Raw genomic sequence first — 19,296 nt, forward strand, 5'->3', positions numbered from 1 at the left:
ATCGCCACAATCATCACCGACTCTTGCAAGCTGAAGGACTCAGGGCTCACAAAGCCCTGGAAGGACGCAAACATCGTGCCGGCCACGCCGCCGAAGGTGGCGCCCATGCCGAAGGCCAAGAGCTTCAGATTGCGGGTGTTGATGCCCATCGCCTTGGCCGCGATCTCGTCCTCGCGGATCGCCATCCAGGCGCGGCCGATGCGGCTGTTCTCGAGCCGGTAGCAGATGATCACGCTGAACACCACCAGGACCAGGAACAAGTAGTAGTACAGCGTCACCGAGGGCAGTTTGTAGCCGAACAGCTCGGTGCCCTTGCCCAAGTCGAGTCCGAAGAAGTGGATCGAATCGATCTGCCCAATGCCGCGTGGGCCATTGGTGATATTGGCCGGGTACTCCAGGTTGTTCAAGAAGACCCGCACGATTTCACCAAAACCCAGCGTCACGATGGCCAGATAGTCGCCGCGCAGTTTCAGCGTTGGGGCGCCGAGCAAGATGCCGAAGAAGCCGGCCAGGCCGGCGCCGAGCGGAATGATTAGCCACAAGGGCGAATGCAGGCCGTCGGGGAAGGCGGCCCGGAAGGCGTCGAAGTTCTCGCTCAAATGCGGGCTGGCCAGCAGCGCGAACATGTAGGAACCCACGGCGTAGAAGGCCACATAACCCAGATCCAGCAGACCCGCGTAGCCGACCACGATGTTCAGGCCTAAGGCCAAGAGCACATAAAGCAGCGCCAGGTCGATAATGCGCACCGGGCCATTGCCGAACTGCTGCGCGAACAGCGGCACCACGAGCAGACCGACAGCGGCCAGCAGGAAGACGAAGACTTTATTGCTTTGTTTTGATTGCATGTTGAATCTCCTTCAAGCGCACTTAGGCTCGGTCCGCCACACGCTCACCCAGCAAGCCCGAAGGCCGCAGGGTCAGCACCAGGATCAGCGCCACGAAGGCGAAGATGTCGGCGTAATGGCTGCCCAGCACGCCGCCGGTCAGGTCACCCAGATAGCCCGCGCCGATCGCCTCGATCAGGCCCAGCAGCACGCCGCCCACCATCGCACCGGCCAGGTTGCCGATGCCGCCCAAGACGGCCGCCGTGAAGGCTTTGAGCCCCGGCATAAAGCCCATCGTGTGCTGCACGGTGCCGTAGTTAGCGGCCCACATCAGACCGGCCACGGCAGCGAGTGCCGCGCCGATCACAAAGGTGGTGGAGATGATGAAGTCGGGCTTGACGCCCATCAGGCCGGCCACCCGTGGGTTCTCGGCGGTAGCCCGCATCGCCCGACCCAGCTTGGTGTGATTGACCAGCCACATCAGCGTAGCCAGGATCATCACCGTGCTGCCCAGGATCACACACTGCGTGATGGTGATGACCGGGCCACCGAGGTCGATCGGCGTGGTCGGCAAGAGCAGCGGGAACGGTTTGGGGTTCGGCTTCCAGATGATCATCGCCAGCGTTTGCAAGAGCAGCGACATGCCCATCGCGGTGATCAAGGGCGCCAAGCGCGGCGCATTGCGCAACGGCCGGTAGGCAATCTTCTCGACCAGGAAGTTCAACGAGGTGCAGACGACGACGGCACAGGCCAGCGCAATCAACATCATCAGCCAGCCCGGCATGCCGCTATCAGCGAGCGCGCCCACCACAGTCCAGCTGACCAGCGCACCGACCATCAAAATCTCGCCATGCGCGAAGTTGATCAAGTTGATGATGCCGTAGACCATGGTGTAACCCAGGGCCACCAAGGCATACATGCTGCCCAGCACCAGACCATTGATGATCTGTTGCAAAAAAGTTTCCATTGCTGTCTTCCTTTATGTGCGAATCTATCGTCGAACTGGGCTGCTAGCTCGCAAGCCACATGCCAAAAGTCAGGGTGCGCGGGTATTCACTGAGAGCCCTCTATGGCGCCCACAAGCCCCGGCATCGGGGCGACGGCCGACCAGGGCGGAATTCGACACTGCAGCGCACAAGCCGGTGCGGACTTCGACACAAGCCGCCACCCAATCTGGCTCGCTGCCGGCAAGTGCAGAAAATTCTTTGCACGATGAGCCGGGACAGATACGCGCGCATTAGGCACACTGAGCGGCCCTCACCTCTTGCTGCATGAAACCGCGCCTAGCTTCTCCTTCCACCGATGCCGACTTCAACCGGCAGCACCGCGTCCTGCCTCGTTTGAGACTAGGTCTGCATGGCCAGGGCCTGATGAGCTTTCTGACCCTGGCCTTGATTGCCATGGTGGGTCTTGGGCTGCTGCTTGGCCAGCGCTGGAGCGAGCGCGCCGGTATGGCTCAGTTGGCGGCCGTGGGTGCAGAACGTTTGGAGCTATATGCCGCCAGCCTGGAGGCCGAGTTGGCTCGCCACGCTTACTTGCCCAGCCTGATCGCGATCGACGCCGACCTGCAGGCCTTGCTGAATGCGCCGCAGGATGCCGAGCTGCGCCAGCGCGCTAACCGCAAGCTCGCTGGCATCAATGTGCGGGCCGGTTTGGGCCTGAGCATGGTGCTGGACACCGAGGGTCAGGTCTTGGCCGCCAGCGACGGCGGCGGCGCAGGCAGCGCTTCGGCCCGGGCTGCGCAACGCTTCGCTGCGTATCTGGCCGCAGCGACCGAGCAAGCCAGCGGACATTTTTTCGCCGCCGATGAAACCAATGGCAGCAGCAACTATTTCTTGATGCATACGCTCAAGCACGGCGGCAAGCATGTGGGCCAAGTGGTGGTGATGCAAAACTTGGCACCGCTGGAGGCGACCTGGGTAGACCAGGGTCTGCGCTCGCAGGGTGAAAAGATCCTGGTCGTGGACGACAGGGAGGTCGTCATCATGTCTTCGGTGCCGCAATGGAGAAACCATTGGCTGAACCCGCGCAGCACCGAGCAGCTGGCCGCCTTGCAAGCCTCGCCGCGCTATACGGGACCGCTGTCGGGCCCGCTGGGTCTGTTTGTACATGAGGATTTGCAGCAGGAGGCGGCTCTGATCCAGGTGCCAAGCTTGAACAATCACGAAGCGACGGGCGGCACGGGTCCAAGCCGCGAGCAACAGCTGCTGGCCCAAGAACGGGCCGTGCTGCCGCTGGCGCTCCGCTTGGTGACGCTGTCCGACCCCGCCGAGGTTTGGCGTCAGGCACGCTATGCGGCCTGGGGCGGCGGCGCGATTGGCGCTTCGATCGGCATGTTGGGCATCTATCTGGCCGCGCGGCGACGCGCCCATGCGCAGCTCTTTGCCGCCAGCAGCGCGCTGCAACTGGCGCATGCTCAGCTGGAGCGTCAGGTCGACGCACGCACCCAGGAGCTGAGCCAGACCAACCGCGAACTCAAGCGCCAGATTGCCCAACGCCTGCAGGCCGAAGACGAGCTGATGCAGTCCGCCAAGCTGGCGGTGCTGGGGCAGATGTCGGCCGGCATTGCGCATGAAATAAACCAACCGCTGACCGCCATGCGCGCCTTGTCGCGCAACGGCCTGCTGCTGCTCGAAAAGGGGCGCAACGCCAGCGTGGCCGAGAACCTGCAAAGCATAGACGCGATGGTGGAGCGCATGACGGGCATCACCCGGCAGCTCAAGAGCTTTGCGCGCAAGGCCGAAGCCGCGCATGCGCCGGCATCCTTGTTGCAGGCCATCGGCGGCGCGCGCTTGCTGCTGGAGCACCGCATCAAGGCCGAAGGCATCGATGTTCGCGTGGAGGTGAGCGAGGCTTTGCTGCTGCGCTGCGAGGCCAATCGGCTGGAGCAGGTCTTGGTCAATCTGCTCGGTAATGCGATGGACGCGATGAACGACGCCGCCGTCAAGCGACTCAGCATCAGCGCCAAGCTCATGACAGGCAGCGCGGGTAAGCGCGCCTTGGTGCAAATCACCGACACCGGCCCGGGCATCGCGCCTGACTTGGCCGCGCGCTTGTTCGAGCCGTTTTTCACCACCAAGCCGGCCGGACAAGGCCTGGGCCTGGGCTTGGTGATTTCCTCCAAAATCATCCATGAATTTGGCGGCAGCCTGCGGGCCATCGCCATTGAAGCCGAACTCGGTGGCGGCATGATGTTCGAATTCGATCTGGAAGTCAGCAAAGAGGATGGGCCGCATGTTTGAGGGATTCAAGGTTTTGTTTGTCGAGGACGACCCGCCTGTACGCGCCAGCCTGACACAAACGCTGGAGCTGGCCGGCCTGGACGTGCTGGCCTGCGGCTCGGCCGAAGAGGCACTGCCCCATATCCAACCCGGCGCGCAACTGGTGGTGGCCACCGACGTGCGCTTGCCCGGCATGGACGGCCTGGCCCTGCTTGATCATGTGATGGCGACCGATGCCAGCATCCCGGTTGTGCTGGTGACGGCGCATGGCGATGTAGCGATGGCGGTGCGGGCGATGCGCACCGGCGCCTATGACTTCATCGAAAAGCCTTTTGCGCCGGAGCGCTTTGTTGATGCCTTGACCCGTGCGCTGGACAAGCGCGTGCTGCGCGTGGCGGTGGACGAACTGCGTGGCCAGCTGCAGCGGCGCAGCGGCATGGAAGCGGTGCTGTTGGGCAACTCGGCCGCGATGCAAAACGTGCGCCGCCAAGTACTGAACCTGGCGGACACCTCGGCTGACGTGATGATTCTGGGCGAAACCGGCACCGGCAAAGAGCTGGTAGCGCGCTGCTTACACGACCAAAGCGGGCGGCGCGACCGCAATTTCGTCGCCATCAACTGCGGCGGCCTGCCCGAGGCCTTGTTCGAGAGCGAGTTGTTTGGCCATGAGCCGGGCGCTTTCACCAGTTCGGCCAAGCGGCGCATCGGCAAAATCGAGCACGCCAATGGCGGCACGCTGCTGCTGGACGAAATCGAAACCATGCCGCTGGTGCTGCAAATCAAGATGCTGCGGGTCTTGCAGGAGCGCCGCGTCGAGCGCCTGGGCTCCAACGATGAGCTACCGGTCAATGTACGCGTTATTGCCGCAACCAAGGCCGATTTGCGCGCCTTGAGCGAGCAGCATAAATTTCGCGGCGACCTCTACTACCGGCTCAATGTGGCGACCTTGCAGCTGCCGCCGCTGCGCGAGCGGCGCGAAGACATCGCACTCTTGTTCGAGCATTTCGTCGCCCAAGCCAGCAGCCGCTATGGACGCGAGGCGCCGGAGCTGAGTCCGCAGCGCCTGCGCGAGCTGCTGGCGCATGACTGGCCCGGCAATGTGCGCGAAGTGCGCAATGCCGCCGATCGCTTTGTGCTGGACATTGCCAGCAGTGAAGGCGCTCAAGCTGAGGCTTCATCGGCGAGCGGTGGTGCCAGCAATGGCGCGAGCCTGGCGCAGCAGATGGACCAGGTTGAAAAGACCTTGATCGAGCAAGCGCTGCGGCGCTGCCAAGGGCGCGTGCCAGCGGCCATGGAGTTGTTGGGCTGCGCCAAAAAGACGCTGTACGACAAGCTGCACCGGCATGGCATCGAGCTTGAGCGCTTCCGCTGACGGGTTAGGCTAAGGCACGTCTTAGCGGTAATGCTGCGGGTCGGCTGAATCGGTGGGGTTGGCGATCACCCGCTTGAAGGCTTCGCTCATCGGCAACTGCAAGTTCAGGCCACGCGAGGGCAAAACAGACTGAAACCAGCGCCGGTAAATGGCCTGGATCTCTCCACGCCGATACAAGCCGGCCAGAGTCTCGTCCACCAGGGCCTTGAAGCCAGCGTCTGCTCGCGGCAGGCCAATTGCATAGGGTTCGACCGAAAAAGCTTCGGCGGAAATTTCATAGTCGCCGGCATTGGCAACGCTGAGCAGCAACATGCGCAGCAACACATCGTCCATGGCGTAAGCCATCGCGCGGCCGCTCTGCAGCAAGCGAAAAGCGTCGCGATCGTCTTGCCCGATCAGAATTTTCAGACCCAGCTGCTCGTTCAAATTGGCCTGATGCAGCAGCTGGATGCTGGTGGTGGCGATGGTCGAGGCCACCGGTTTGCCGCGCAGGTCACCCAAGCCGCGTACGCCGGCGCTGCGCTTGGACAGCAGCCGGGTCTCGGCCACAAAGGTCGTCGTCGAGAAGGCCTGCGTCTTTTGACGCTCCAGGGTGTTGGTCGTGACGCCGCACTCCAAGTCCACCGAACCGTTGGCCACCAGCGGCATCCTGGTGGCCGATGTGACCGCCACCAATTTGAGCTCCAACTCGGGCTTGTGCAGATGTTTCTTGATCGCTTCGGTGATGTGGCCGCACAGCTCGAGCGAGTAGCCAATCGGCCGCAACTTCTCGTCCAAATAGGAAAACGGCGCCGAGTCGACCCGGTAGCCGAGCACGATCACGCCGGTATCGCGGATTTTGCGCAGCGTGCTGGAATCAAGCGTTGCGGCGCTGGACGCTTGCGCCGGCAAGCCGACCAACAAGCCAGACAAGAGACCCAGCATGGCGCGGCGCAAAAATTTCGGAAGCAGGATCAAGAGCGCGCTCGCAGGTCGAAGACAAAGGTGGCGTGAAATGACATCAATTGGCTTTGCATTGTCTCCAGCCCAGGCGCACGCGCAAGCGTGTAAGCCCCAGGTTGCTGGCTGAGGCAGAAGCGGCCCCTGCCGGCAGGGCAAAAGCTTATGGCAGTATGGCGGCATGGCCATCCTGAGCGCACCTTCTTCAAGCAGCCCCGCACACCCGCTGCCGCAGCGCAGCCAAGAGCTGCTGGCCATGGCCCAGACCCAGTGGGATCGCCGCCAAGGCTTGCTGATCTTTGCCTACGGCTCTTTGATCTGGAAGCCGGGTTTTACACCTGCCGCCACCCTGCCCGCGCAAGTCCATGGTTACCACCGCGCCCTGAGCTTGCGCTCGCTGGTCAACCGGGGGAATGCCGCTCAGCCGGGCCTGGTCTTGGCGCTGCTGTCGGGCGGCAGTTGCCGAGGCCTGCTTTACCGGGCGGAGCCCGCACAGAGCGAGAGCTTATTGAACGAGTTGTGGGCTCGCGAGATGGTGATCGGCTCCTATGCCCCGCGTTGGCTGAACTGCCAAACCCCCATAGGGCCGCAGCGAGCCTTAAGCTTCACGCTGTCGCGCCAAAGTCCGGGCCATGTAGGCGCACTGAGCGATGCCGACTTGTTGCACATCTTCAAACATGCGCAGGGGCGCTATGGCTCGACCCTGGACTACCTGCTGCGTACCGTCGAGGGGCTGCGTCAGCACGGCTTGCGGGACGCGGAGCTGGAACGCCAATGCCGGCTAGCCGCCCTGCACGGTCTTTGCCAGCCCCTCGTTGGCTAGGCCCTGGCGCCCGATAGGCTCGGCCAGGCCGGTCAAGCCATATTGAGCCTTCAAGCGGGCCAGATCCTCGACCGTATCGACATCGATCAGCACACCGGGGTCGTCCACCTCAACCGCTTGCGAGGGATAGCGCGCCACGATGCGGCGGGCACCCTCATCGCCCTGCAAATCGATCAATTCCGAATAAAGCTCGGCACTGAAGCCGACCGGATGCCCTTGGCGGCCGTGATGCTGCGCATAGGCCACCGGGTAGTGCTCCAAGGCCGCAGCCACGGCCAACATGGTGGCCGGACGCAGCAAAGGCATATCGGCCGGCACGATCAACCAGCCATCAGCGTCACCGGTCGCTTCAACGCCGGCCGCAATCGAGTAGCCCATGCCTATGGGCGTAGGCCGGCCATGGCCATCGAATTCCGGTATCGCCACGACGTCGCGTGCCGCAATCAAAGGCTGAATCAAAGGTGTCAACTTTTGGGTCGTCACGACCACCAACCGCATGCCGGTCGCAATCACATGAGCTAGCGTCTGAGCCAACACGGTATCCGCCGCAGCGTCGATGGCCGGATCAAGAGCGCCGCCCAAGTGCTGCTCCAGCTTGTGACCTTGCCCCAGAAAGCGCATGCCCCGCCCTGCCGCCAGCACTATCACCGCCGGTCGTCTTTTCGCCATTCTCAGTTTTCCTTTGGACACCCTCAGCGCCGCCCGATCATTGCGCCGAGCTTTACCGCTTGTGCGCATAGCATGCCGTATGAGCATGCCAAGAACCAGTGGGAGCAATACCTAAGGTGTTCTACCTGCTTTGACTACCGGGTGTTGCCGGCTTCATTGGATACTCGGGGTATGAACAAGCTATCCGACCTGCGAAAGAGTTACGAGCAAGGTGAGCTCGACGAAGATCTGGCCGCCCAAGAGCCGCTGATCCAATTCAAACAGTGGCTGGACCATGCGCTGGCCAGCAAAGTACCCGAACCTAACGCGATGACGGTGGCCACCGTCGGCCCGGACGGCCGGCCCTCAACCCGCATTGTGCTGATCAAGGGCTTTGATGAACAAGGCATCGTCTGGTTCACCAATTACGAGAGCCGCAAGGGGCAAGAGCTGGCGCTCAATCCGCACGCCGCACTGCAATTCCATTGGGTGGAATTGGAGCGGGTGGTCCGGATCGAGGGTCAGGTCTCGCGCATAGACCCGGCCGAGTCCGACGCTTACTACCAGTCTCGTCCCTTGGATTCACGCCTGGGCGCCTGGGCCTCGCCGCAAAGCCAGGTGATCAGCTCACGCGGCGTGCTGGTGGCCAACGCGGCCAAAGCAGCTCTGCAGCATGGCCTGCACCCACAGCGCCCGCCGCATTGGGGCGGCTACCGGCTGCAGCCCCAGGCCTGGGAGTTCTGGCAGGGCCGCAAGTCCCGTCTGCATGACCGACTCAGCTACCAGCTCCAAGACGGCCAGTGGATCAAGCAAAGACTCGCACCTTGAGGCGGGATCAGAAGCGCAACTGAACGCCCGTATGCGCCGAGCGCCCCGGCAAGGGGCTGAGGTCGCGGATGGTGGCCACCGAGCTGGCGCTATAGGCCAGCTTGTTGCCCAGATTGTCGAGCTTCAGGTACCACAGCCCGTCTGTCCCGGCGAAGCGGAATTGCCGCGCCAGACTCAGCTTGACGATGGCATAGCCTGCCGTCGGGCGGTCCAGCGCCGGCACCCGGTCTTGTCGCGCAGCCGCCCTCAGCTCGAACCGGCCCGACCACTGGTCTTGTTGGGCATCCAGCCCTAGGCTGGCCCGCAGCGGCGCCAAGCGCGGCAAAGCCTCGCCGCTTTCGCGGTTCTCGCCCCGTACCGCGTCGAGTTGCGCCGTTAGGCTCAGCTTGGCACCGGAGCGCAGCTGGGGCAGGTCCATACGGCCCTCCAACTCAAAGCCCTGCATCAGCGCAGGCACCGACTTGAAGGCGTACTCGGGCAGCGACTGTCCGTCGGCCTCAATTTGCACGCCGGTCGCATCCAAGGCGATGTATCGCGAGAAACGGGTCCGAAAGACGTTCAGCCGCAGCATTTCTTGGCTACCCTGCCAGACCAGACCCAAATCCAGGCCGAGCGCGCTTTCGGTACGCAGTTGGGCATCGCCGCGCTCAAACGCGCCACTGGCCACATGCACGCCGTTCGCGTGCAGCTCATAGAACATCGGCGCGCGTTCAGTGCTGTTCAGATTGGCCGTCAGGCTCAGGCCGTGGCTTGTGGCCGTGTTCGCCGTGTTCGCCGTTCCGGCTTTGCCGAGCAATTTATAGCTGCCGCCCAAGGACAGGCTGTGCGGGCTAAAACTGCGCCGGCTGGGCGCGCCAAAGCGCTCCTCGCCGCCATTTGCCGCCTCATCACCCCGCGAGTCCACCCGCACCGACTCCAGCCTTGCACCGGCGGACAAGGCCAGCGGGCCGCTGCTGAATTGCTCCAGCACAAAGACGGCGCCATTGCGGGTGCTGGTGCTCGGCACCAGGGCCTCGGCCCCCAGCGCGGAGAAGTCCGAATCCTCCAATTGCAGGCCGATGACGCCGTGCAGCGGGCCCAGCTTGGCATGCTCTAGCTCGACACGCAGGTCTTTGCCGCGACTCTTGAAAATGGTGCCAACCGCGCCCGTGCCCTCCACCTCGCGGTGCTCATAACGCGTGCTGCCCATGCTCCAGCTCAAGCGTTGGACGAGCGCTGCCTCTTTCGGCGGCGTCTCCTTGGAGTCAAAGCGCCACTCGCCAGCGGCCGAAAGGCGCTGGCGCTGCATCTCCACCGTTACATCGGGTTCGACCGTGACACCGTAGTTGTTGCGCGAGTCATCGACCGACAGCCCGGCAAAACCATTGGCAAACAGCAGCGAGCCGCCCAGAGCGGCGCCGTGACTGTCGGAGGCCGAGTTGCGCACCACCTGGGCAGTCACGCCCTCGGCCGTGAAACTGGGCACGCGCAGGTCTTGCGCGCGCCGGGCCGACGCGTCGGCATGCCAGACAAAGCGCTTGTCACCGCCCTCCAGGACCATGGCGCCATTGCGCTCGGCCGCAGCGCCACCGAGACGCAGCTCGGTAGCACCGCTCAAGCCGCCATCGCCAAGCGGCGCTTGCCGGGGAATCCGGTTGTCGATGGTATTGACCACCCCGCCAATCGCATTGCCACCGTAGAGCAGCGCGGCAGCGCCGCGCAAGACCTCGATGCGCTCGATCACCAGGGGATCCAAAGGGACGGCATGATCGAAACTCAGGCTGGACGCATCCACCGAGGCGCCCGAATTGCTCAGCATGCGGACCCGGTCACCGTCCAGGCCGCGAATCGTCGGGCGGTTGCTATTGGGACCGAAGTAACTGGAGGACAGGCCCGGCAAGCCCTCCAAGGTTTCACCCAGCGTCGAGCCACGGCGCAGGATCAGCGCGTCCCCGTCCAACACATTGCTGGGCTGGGCCAGTTCCTGCTGGCGCAAGGGGTTGCCCGTCAACACGACCTTGCTCAGCTTCTCGCTTTGGCCTTGCTCCTTCATTGAAGCGGCTTGCGGGACTGCTTCTTGCGCCCAGGCCGACAGTGACAGGCAAAGCAGGCTAGCGCCCAGGGCCAGGGCCCGCTGCGTAAAAATATGGGAATGCATCAATCTCTCCAGATGCGCGCCCGGCTGGTAGGAATGCGGGCTGCGCAGGCATGAACTCAATCGGGCAGACCGCCCGAGACATCAATCAGTTCAAGCCTGGAGAGGCGGGCCGCGCGCACCGCGCTTCCAAAAGCTGGCGGACGAGCCATCAATCCAAGGCGTGGCAGCCGGCAAGAAATGCGCCTGCACCGAGGCATCGACTGCGTACTGCACACCGGGTGCGTGATCCTGGCTGAGTTGATCGAACAACTGACAGCTCAGATCGCCGCTTTGATGGCCCCAGCCGTCCACCGGTGTCGCCTTGACGGCGAATATGCCGGTGCCCTTGGCCACGCCGTGGCTATGGGCATGGCGATGCAAATGCCCGAGCGTTTGAAAACTCAGCAGCGCAAGCGCCAGCCCAACGATCAGCCAAAACTTAGACCTGATCTTTTGATGTGGGCGGAGAGCGCGGAGACGGGCGGGCTGATTCATGCGAGCGCCGATTATCAACGCCAATCAAGTCAGCTCGAAGAATCGGCGAAATTTGGCCTCAGGGCTTCAAGGCTTGGCCGTCTGTGAGGCGATAGAACATGCCGTAGGGGTCATCGCTGAGTACCGACAACTGACCCTCGAGGGTGATGGCCTCCAGGCTGTAGCGCACCGGCTGCTTGCTGCGCACCTCGATCAGCCCTTCCGGGCCAGCGGGCACACAAAAAGCGCAGGAAGTAGGCACGGCGGAGAGTAAAAAATGCTGCTGCTTGTCACCCGGCTCGAGCGGCATCATGAAACCCTGCACGCGGACTTTTTGTTTGTCCAGCGCCCGCACCTGGGCGGGGAAGACCGGGATGAGCTTGTTCTTTTCAACCTTGGTTGAGACCGAAGACAGCAGCGCCCAGGCCAACACACCTTCGCGCTCTTGCAGCGGTTTGATGGGGCTGCGCGGGTCGTGAAAACCCGCACCCGTGCCGACCGTTGGGGCGGGTTGAGCCTGGACCCCGGCACTCAAGGCACCAGCGGTCAACACAGCCAAAGCGGCAATTTCAATTAGCTTTTTCATTCGATCGATTCCATAGGGGCGATTGTGCCCTTGCTCTTGCGCTTGACTCTCATCACCAAGCTAGGCGCGGCGAGGCGCCCAAACCAGATCAACGCGGCGCCTGCAGCAACTCGGTGACATCCAGCTTGAAGGCCGCGCGGGCAGGCCAGGCGGCCGCCAGCAGCGCCAAGCCAATAGCCAGCAGCGGTATCAGCGCCTCCCAGGGCGAAACCCACGCACCGCTGATCTGCAGCGACTGCTGGCCGGCCAAGAGCGCGCCCAAAACGGCCGTCAGGCCATGTCCGAGTGCAAGACCAAGCAGCGTGGCCATGCCGGCCAAGCTCAGCGCCTCCAGGCTAACCAGCAGGGCGACCCGCCAGGGTGGCGCGCCCAACATGCGCAGCATGGCCAGATCGCTCTGCCGCGCTCGCACCGCGTGCAGCAGGGCCACAAACACCGAAGCGGCGGCGGCCAGCAACAAGACCAGGCCAAAACCGCGTAAAACGTCGGTCCCTGCACCCACCATGCGCAACAAACGCGCGGTTTCAAGCGCCGGCGCTGCGGCCTGCAGACCCGGCTGTGCATTGACCCAGCGCGGCAGGGACACAGCGGCCAAGGGGCTGCGGTAGCGCAGCAGGACCATGGTGATTTCGCGTTCCTCATCGGCGGCCTCATGACCTGCGGCGTGATGCGCTTCATGCTGCTGCCAGACCGAAGCCAAGTCGGTGATGATCAAGCGGTCCAGCACACTGCCGCTGGCGCTCAGCAAGCCGACCACCCGATACACCTGCTCCTCCCCATGCGCAGCGCCTTGCTGGCTCAAACCATGGCTGGCGGAAAAAGTCTGCCCCAGCGTGAGCCCCGTGCGGGCGGCAACCTCGGCCCCGAGCACCGCCTCCATGGGGCCGCTCCAGACTTGGCCAATGGCGAACCTTGCCCGATAGTGCTGCAGATAGTCGGGCGTGCTGCCGACGATGCGAAAGCCTTGCAAGCTGTCGCCCAAAGACATCGGCAGCGCCTGCGCAACCAGGGGCTGCGCGCGCAGCGTCTCCAGCGTGGCCAAGGGAATATTGCCGGTTGGCACATCCAGATGAAAAGCGCCCGCCAACATGATTTGCATCGGGCTGCCCTTGGCGCCCACGATCAGGTCGATGCCCGCCAGATCACGCTGCACGCCCTGCTCGATCTGCTCGCTGACCAGCAGCACAAAGCAAATCGCCCCTAAGCCAAGGCTCAGCAAGAGCAGGTTCAGCCCGGCCGTCAAAGGCTGAGCCCAGAGATAGCGCCAAGCCAGTCGCAACAAGCTCATGCGCTTTGAGCACTCAGTGCCAGGGTTGGCAAGCGCAGCTCACGCCAATTTTGGCTCCCGGCGGCCAAGACGCGCTCGGCGATGCGCCCGTCATGCGTCGCCAGGACCAAGGTGGCCGACTGCTCAAGGGCGGCCTCCAGCAGCAAGTCGATGACTTGAGCGGCGCTGTCATCGTCGAGGCTCGCCGTTGGCTCATCGACCAACAAAAAGGGCGGCCGCCGCATCAAGGCGCGTGCCAAGGCCACACGCTGCGCCTGCCCGACGCTGAGCCGATGCGGCCGGCGCTCACCCAAGCCGCTGAGCCCCAAACGATCCAACAGCTCGGCCGCACGGGCCGGCTCCGGCTTGAGGCCCGCGCTGACATAGGGCAGGCTCAAATTTTCATTCACGCTGAGCGCGGCGCTCAGGTGCAGGCGCTGCGGCACAAAACCCAGATTCGCGCCGCGCCAGGCATCCAACTGTCGTGGCGAGAGCTTGTGCAAACCAGCCCCTCCCAGATGCAAGCTGCCGGCCGAAGGCGTCAACAAACCCGCCAGCAAGGCCAGCAAGGTTGACTTGCCCGTGCCCGAGCCACCGCGAAGCAACAGATGTTGGCCGACCGGCAGCACGAAATCATCAAATTGCAGCAGCGGGCCCTGCGCATATGCGTAGCGCAGACCGGCCCAAGCGACGGCAGCCTTCACGAAGTCCAAATCACGCAGTCCAATTCACACAGTCCCACGCAGACCGACAAATCAAGCATTGCGCGTCAAACGCGCAAAGGTGGAGAGGAATTTGTCGACCTTTGCAGCCACCACGAAAGCGCAGTAACCCTGCTCGGGGTTACGGGCGTAATAGCGCTGATGGTAGGCCTCGGCCGGCCAGTAATTGCGCTCAGGCAGCAACTCGGTTACCACGCGCCCCTGGTGCGCCACCTGCGCTTCGGCCAGTACCTCGCGGGCTATCGCTTCTTGCTCACTGCCGTGGGTGTAGATGCCGGAGCGGTATTGGCTGCCAATATCGGCGCCTTGGCGGTTGAGCGTGGTGGGGTCATGAATGGCAAAGAACACCTCCAGCAACTCGGTCAAACTGACCTCGGACGAATCAAAATCGAGCCGCACCACTTCGGCATGGCCGGTGTTGCCGCTGCAAATTTGCTCATAGCTGGGTTGCTGCACATGGCCGTTGCAATAGCCGGACTCGATCCTGTGCACGCCCTTGACGCGCTCGAAAACCGCCTCGGTGCACCAAAAGCAGCCGCCGCCGAGGGTGATACGGGACAAGTTCTTAGGCAAATCGCTCATGGTCTGGCTGTGGCTTTCTGTTGGCAGGATCTAGTTGCTGATTTCATCGGAGCCTCCAAAGCATAGCCGAGCACGGCGCCTCAGGCCTTCAGTGCGCACTGAGCTGTAAATCCGCAAAGGGCTTCCAGGCCTCTTGCGCCCCGGCCTCGGGCTCATGCAAGCTTGGCGCACCCAGGAAGATCCGGCTATTGGCCAGGCCTTTGGCAATCAAAGCATCCCGCACAAGCACACCGCGCTCCAAGGCCAGCGCCCTCACGCTGGTTTCGCTGACCGCATAGTTGGACAGCAGCAGCGCCCGCATTTCTTCCGGCGCAATGTCCTTGGCGAAGCCGATCATGTTCTTGGGCTTGTTGGGCAGCTTGGCAGCTTGGTAGACCGGTTTCAACAAGCGGCTTCGGTCAGCGTCGCTCAGCCTGGCCTCGGCGGGGGACGGCTGCGCCGGGCTGCTGCTTTGGCGCTGCAGATCCCGTTGCTGCTCGCGCTTGAACTCGGCCAGCAGCGCCGCATCCAGCTGACGCTCTTGCAGCGCGGCGCGCTCGGCGACGGGGTCGGCCCAAGCCTTGATCGTCAAAGACAGACCGGGGCGCTCTTCCATCATTTTGGCAACGCTGTCGAGATGAGCCGGCGCCAGCGGCTGCGCGCTGCCGGGGGCAAATTCGAGCCGACTGAGATCGGCGTCACCACTGCCACTGAACAGCGAAAACGGCGCCGACAAGGCCTTGCCCAGCAGATTGCCGATGACCTTCCAGATCACCCCACCGACGCTGAACTCAGGCTCGTTGATCGAGCCTTTGATGGGCACTTCGACGTCGATGACGCCGTTCTTGTCCTTCAACAAAGCGACCGCAAACAGCACCGGCAACTTGGTCGCATCCGGGCTTTCGACGCGCTCGCCAAAAGTCAGCTGATTCAAGATGATTTGGTTATTGGCCTGCAAGGCGCCGCCAGCATCGATCTTGTACTGCACCTTGGTCGAGAACTTGCCACGCTCGATCGCATAACCCACGTATTTGGCGGCGTAGGGTGACAGCGGCGCTAACTCAATATCGGAGGCCGTCGCCTTGATATCCAAGAGCAAGGGCTTGCCCAGCGGATTGACATCCCCCACCACGTCCAGCAGGCCAGTACCAGCCACACGGCCGCGCAAGCTCAGCGGCGCCAACTCGGCCCGCTCAGAGCTGAACGCGCCCAGGCTGCCGTGCAGCTCACTCAGCTGAGCGCTGTAGTTAGGCCGCACAAAACGATCATTGAAGTCCAGCCTGCCTTTGCTCACGCGAATCTGACCGATAGAAATCGGCATGCGCGGCGCAGCGCTGGCTGCTAAGTCGGGCGCACTCGCTGCAGCCTCGGCAATGGCCGGACCCGCCGGCTTGCGCTCGACCTGGCCGACATCGCGCAAATTGACCTTGCCCTGCTCATTGATGATGACACGGGCAAAAAAGTCGTTCAGCGACACGTCGGCCACCGACAGCTGAGGCGGACTGCCGGCCTTGAGCAACAGCTTGATGCCGTCCAGATTCATGGCCTGCCAGCTCAGCAGTTCTTCGCCCACAATGTCTTGGCCGTCGACTTCGCGCGCCTGGTGCAAGAGCAAGTCGGCGATCAAGAGCTTGCCCGTCGCCTGCCCATCGAGGCCGGCGACTGTCTGCCGAGCCTTGAACTGAGCACGCAGGCCCAGCTCGCCTTTTTGCAGGTGCAGACCCAAGGCCGGATCCAGATAGGGGTCCAGCAACTGCAAAGGCAGGCGTTCAAGGCGCAGGCTGCCGGCCGCCATCAGCGGAGCCAAGCTTGCCTCGCCCTGCCATTGCAGCTGCCCCGAGGGAGCGCTGCCGCGCTTGGTCGGCGCCAACTTCAAACTCAGATTGACCGGCATCGCTTTGGTCTGAGCCGGCCAAGCGAAATTACGCATGTCCAGCTTGATCTGCTCGAGCTTTACCGCGCTCGGCGCTCCACGCACAGCGCTGCTTGCCGTCCGGGTGCCGGCGTCCTGCAACTGCAGCGAACCCTGATCCAGCTTCAAGCCCTTGAGCAAAAGCGACCAGGCCAAGGCGGGCTCCTTGGCTCTAGGCGAATCCGCCCGCGGCGTTTTAGCGGGGGGCAAGAAGTCTTGGTAGTTCCATCTGCCGTCTTGCCTGCGCGCCAGCGCCAAAGCGGGCCGGCTGAACTTGAGCTCACCGGCAGTGATCTTGCGGGCCTCTGTATCCACCATGAGTTGATCGAGATCCACCGCTCCCAGACGCAGCAAGGGGTCGCGGGTCGACTTGCCGCCAATTGAAAAGCTGCTCAGCTGCAGATCAGCCAGCGTCGCCTTCGCTCTTTGCTCGGCTTTTGGCATCAGCGGCTGCTGCACCAGCAGTCCACCCTTGCCGGCCATCGAACCCGCCACCCGCAGCGATCCCTGCCCCGGCAACTGGGCCTGCAGATAGGGTGTTAGCCATTGAAGATCAAAACCCTGCCACTGCCAATCAAAGCCGAGGCTTTCGGCGCTTAAGCTACCCGCACCATCAAGGTTGGCCGCCGCAAGCGTCGCGGGGCCATCGGCTGGACGGACACGAAAAGCAAGATTGATGGGCGTTGCCGCCTTCAGTGGCCAGGCCAATGCTCCCAGCTTGAAATCAATATCCCGCACCAGTATGCCAACGGCTGGTTTGGTGGAGGCGTCTTGCCAATCCAGCCCGCCGGCGCTGAGTTCGAACTGATTCAGGGACAGCAGCCAGGGCGCGGCCTTGTCGACCTTGGGATGCTTTTCTTGGTCCTTCTCTTGCGCCGCCTCTTGCCCCGTTTCTTGCCCCGTCTTTGGCCCCTGTGCTGACCCGCCTCCAAGCCCCATACCAGCCAAATGCAATTGGCCCCGTGCATCTTTGGACACAGACAAGCTGGGTGCAACCCATTTGACGGCACCCAAGCCGATGATCCGCTGCAGCGGCTGAACATCGAGCAAGTGCAGTTCCAGTTCGCTCCAAGACAAACTCGGTGCTGAAGTCGGTGTTTGCAAGGCAAACTGAGACAAATTGATTTGGCCCGCGAGCGCCAGCGCCGGCAGCGCCCCTGCGTTTTGCTGAAACTTCAGCTGCAGATTTGTAGCCAGCTTGCCCTGTTTCAAGCGCAGCGGCGCAGCTGCCGGCACATAAGAGGCATATGGCGCGAGATCCAGGCCGTCTAACTTGAAGTCAAGTGTGGCCACACGCTGCTCGGCAAAGGGCAAGGCACTGCCTTTTGCGCCAAAGGCTACGCCGTTCAGACGGCCGGCAATCTGCGGCTGAACATGAACTTTCACGTCGGCGGCCAGCGTCGAAACAAAAGGCAGTTGCAGCAGCAGATGATCGATTTCGTGGCGGCGCGCCATGGGCTTGTCATCCAGCGACACCGCACCATCCCTGAGTTCGATGTTGTAGAGCGCGAGTGCAAAGGGTTTGGCATCGGGCGCGGCCGGAACTGCGGGCTTGGCGAAGCGTTCGATCAAATCATCGATGTCGTAGTGGCCGGCAGACAAGCGCGTCAGACGCAGGACCGGGCGCACCACGGTCAGAGATTCAATCACCGGGCTGCGCAACCACAGCGAGCTGCTGGACAAATTGATGGTGAGCTGCTCCAGCTCCAGCAAGGCCTCTTTTTGCTGCGCCTTGCCCGCGACGCTCACACCGTCCAACGTCAGGGCAAGGGCCCAAGGATGAAAGCTCGCCGCCCGGACGCTAACTTCACGGCCCAGCGTCTTGCTCGCCAGCTCGGCGCCGCTCGTCTTCAGCCAGTTAGGCAATACAAGCCAACTGGCGAAAAAAAGCAGCAAGAGCAGGCCCGACAGTGCCCCAAACAAGCCGACCAGCAGGCGCTGCCAGGGCTTCCAGGACTGCATGGGCTTGGCCCTCGGCGTGGCATTTGATCTTTGGTCGGGCGTCATAGGGGGCGTCATATTCGGCGTCATTGGGGCCATCTGTCTCCAGCACGGCACAATTATTGAATATATTCGAGCCCCGGCTCTGCTTCGATGACTCGTTAGTTAACAGTTGCTCAGAGGTTTCCAGAGACCACCCTGCCCCCGACGCCCAGACCCATTTTGAATTCTGCAGCCCTGCTGCACCAAATCAAGCCCTTCGCCCTGACCTTGGCGCTGCCCCCAGTGCCCTTTCTGGTGCTGATTGCGCTCGGCGCATGGATGCTGCGAGGCTCATCAAAAAGGCCAGCGATATGGGGCCGGCTGGTTATCGGTTTGGGCGTGCTGGGCATTTGGCTCAGTAGCAGCGAAGGGTTTAGCTAAGTGCTTTCACAGCACTTGCTGCACACCCCAGCGGCCTTGAGTACGCAGGACATGCCGAGCTGGCGCAGCGCAGCCAGACTCAAAAAGACGTGGCGGTGTTGGTGCTGGGCGGTGGCGCCCGTCAATATGCGCCTGAGTACGATGGGCCAAGCCTGAACACCATCAGCCTGCAAAGACTGCGCTACGGCGTGTGGTTGGCCAAGCAGATCAAGGCACCGCTGGGTTTTTCCGGCGGCATAGGCTGGGCGGCCAGACGCCAGAAAGACAGCGAGGCCACAATTGCGCAGCGAATCGCGCAGGAAGAATTTGGCAACAGCTTGAGATGGGCAGAGGGCGGCTCGCGCGACACGCGCGAAAACGCCGCACTCAGTCTGCAAATGCTCCGCGCCGATGGCATCAAGAAGATCGTCTTGGTGACCCATGAGCAGCATATGCCTCGCTCCTTGAGAGCTTTCAGCGCCGCAGCTCAGGGCGACATCGAAATCCTAGCCGCCCCGGTCGGCTTGCAGCGCGACGGCAAATCGGAGTTGCGGGACTGGATGCCGTCGGACGACGGCATCTTGCGGGTTCGCTTTGCGATCTATGAATGGATTGGGCTGCAGACCGGCCACTGAATGTCGCTGACATGGCAGCAAATCG

General features: G+C 62.8%; 17 protein-coding genes. 6 read left to right on the top strand and 11 right to left on the bottom strand.

Annotation, left to right across the window (positions count from 1 at the left end; all coding sequences use genetic code 11):
* On the bottom strand, positions 1-845 hold an 845-nt coding region (locus LNV08_RS06965), incomplete at its 3' end, for an ABC transporter permease subunit (RefSeq protein ID WP_263532973.1).
* A 22-nt stretch (positions 846-867) separates the two neighbouring features.
* Positions 868-1,791: a branched-chain amino acid ABC transporter permease gene (locus LNV08_RS06970; RefSeq protein ID WP_263532974.1), complete on the bottom strand. Its 924-nt coding sequence runs from the start codon at positions 1,789-1,791 to the stop codon at positions 868-870.
* 1,585 nt (positions 1,792-3,376) lie between these two features.
* Between LNV08_RS06970 and LNV08_RS23135 the strand changes: the two genes are divergently transcribed.
* Together LNV08_RS23135 and LNV08_RS06980 are read left to right on the top strand one after the other, a co-directional pair.
* The gene (locus tag LNV08_RS23135; RefSeq protein ID WP_414858710.1) at positions 3,377-4,066 is read left to right on the top strand and encodes a sensor histidine kinase; all 690 of its coding nucleotides are present in this window, start codon (positions 3,377-3,379) and stop codon (positions 4,064-4,066) included.
* Entirely contained in the window at positions 4,059-5,417 is a 1,359-nt protein-coding gene (locus LNV08_RS06980; protein WP_263532976.1) for a sigma-54-dependent transcriptional regulator, read from the top strand. The genes LNV08_RS23135 and LNV08_RS06980 overlap by 8 nt, the downstream gene beginning before the upstream one ends.
* 21 nt (positions 5,418-5,438) lie before the next feature.
* Here the strand turns inward: LNV08_RS06980 and LNV08_RS06985 are convergent, their stop codons facing one another.
* Positions 5,439-6,374, bottom strand: coding sequence for an amino acid ABC transporter substrate-binding protein (locus tag LNV08_RS06985; RefSeq protein ID WP_263532977.1), 936 nt, complete (start codon positions 6,372-6,374; stop codon positions 5,439-5,441).
* Between the two features lie 163 nt (positions 6,375-6,537).
* Between LNV08_RS06985 and LNV08_RS06990 the strand changes: the two genes are divergently transcribed.
* A complete protein-coding gene (locus tag LNV08_RS06990; protein ID WP_263532978.1) occupies positions 6,538-7,179 on the top strand; it encodes a gamma-glutamylcyclotransferase in 642 nt (213 codons plus the stop codon).
* Here the strand turns inward: LNV08_RS06990 and LNV08_RS06995 are convergent.
* Positions 7,138-7,848, bottom strand: coding sequence for an NTP transferase domain-containing protein (locus LNV08_RS06995; RefSeq protein WP_263532979.1), 711 nt, complete (start codon positions 7,846-7,848; stop codon positions 7,138-7,140). The two genes, LNV08_RS06990 and LNV08_RS06995, sit on opposite strands and share 42 nt — an antisense overlap.
* 171 nt (positions 7,849-8,019) lie before the next feature.
* Here LNV08_RS06995 and pdxH point away from each other — a divergent pair, with 171 nt between their 5' ends.
* A complete protein-coding gene (gene pdxH / locus LNV08_RS07000) occupies positions 8,020-8,655 on the top strand; it encodes a pyridoxamine 5'-phosphate oxidase (RefSeq protein WP_263532980.1) in 636 nt (211 codons plus the stop codon).
* 7 nt (positions 8,656-8,662) lie between these two features.
* Here the strand turns inward: pdxH and LNV08_RS07005 are convergent, their stop codons facing one another.
* Complete coding sequence (locus LNV08_RS07005; RefSeq protein WP_263532981.1) at positions 8,663-10,792, bottom strand: TonB-dependent receptor; 2,130 nt, start codon at positions 10,790-10,792, stop codon at positions 8,663-8,665.
* A gap of 90 nt (positions 10,793-10,882) precedes the next feature.
* Positions 10,883-11,152, bottom strand: a complete 270-nt coding sequence (locus LNV08_RS07010; protein WP_263532982.1) for a hypothetical protein — start codon at positions 11,150-11,152, stop codon at positions 10,883-10,885.
* On the opposite strand from LNV08_RS07010, the gene LNV08_RS07015 reads away from it, so the two are divergent.
* Entirely contained in the window at positions 11,153-11,353 is a 201-nt protein-coding gene (locus LNV08_RS07015) for a hypothetical protein (RefSeq protein ID WP_263532983.1), read from the top strand.
* Here the strand turns inward: LNV08_RS07015 and LNV08_RS07020 are convergent.
* The 5 genes from LNV08_RS07020 to LNV08_RS07040 form a co-directional block, all read right to left on the bottom strand.
* Entirely contained in the window at positions 11,325-11,831 is a 507-nt protein-coding gene (locus LNV08_RS07020; RefSeq protein WP_263532984.1) for a DUF3299 domain-containing protein, read from the bottom strand. The genes LNV08_RS07015 and LNV08_RS07020 overlap by 29 nt on opposite strands.
* A gap of 88 nt (positions 11,832-11,919) precedes the next feature.
* On the bottom strand, positions 11,920-13,119 hold the full coding sequence (locus LNV08_RS07025) for an FtsX-like permease family protein (RefSeq protein WP_263532985.1): 1,200 nt from the start codon (positions 13,117-13,119) through the stop codon (positions 11,920-11,922).
* Entirely contained in the window at positions 13,116-13,802 is a 687-nt protein-coding gene (locus tag LNV08_RS07030; protein ID WP_263533538.1) for an ABC transporter ATP-binding protein, read from the bottom strand. Before LNV08_RS07030 ends, LNV08_RS07025 begins: the two co-directional genes overlap by 4 nt.
* Before the next feature lie 51 nt (positions 13,803-13,853).
* On the bottom strand, positions 13,854-14,402 hold the full coding sequence (msrA, locus tag LNV08_RS07035) for a peptide-methionine (S)-S-oxide reductase MsrA (protein ID WP_263532986.1): 549 nt from the start codon (positions 14,400-14,402) through the stop codon (positions 13,854-13,856).
* A gap of 88 nt (positions 14,403-14,490) precedes the next feature.
* Entirely contained in the window at positions 14,491-18,255 is a 3,765-nt protein-coding gene (locus LNV08_RS07040; RefSeq protein ID WP_263532987.1) for a DUF748 domain-containing protein, read from the bottom strand.
* 491 nt (positions 18,256-18,746) lie between these two features.
* Here LNV08_RS07040 and LNV08_RS07045 point away from each other — a divergent pair, with 491 nt between their 5' ends.
* The gene (locus LNV08_RS07045; RefSeq protein WP_263532988.1) at positions 18,747-19,271 is read left to right on the top strand and encodes a YdcF family protein; all 525 of its coding nucleotides are present in this window, start codon (positions 18,747-18,749) and stop codon (positions 19,269-19,271) included.
* The last annotated feature ends 25 nt before the right edge of the window (positions 19,272-19,296 follow it).

Source organism: Paucibacter sp. TC2R-5 (assembly GCF_025717605.1).
In the GTDB taxonomy this organism is placed as follows: domain Bacteria; phylum Pseudomonadota; class Gammaproteobacteria; order Burkholderiales; family Burkholderiaceae_C; genus Paucibacter_A; species Paucibacter_A albus.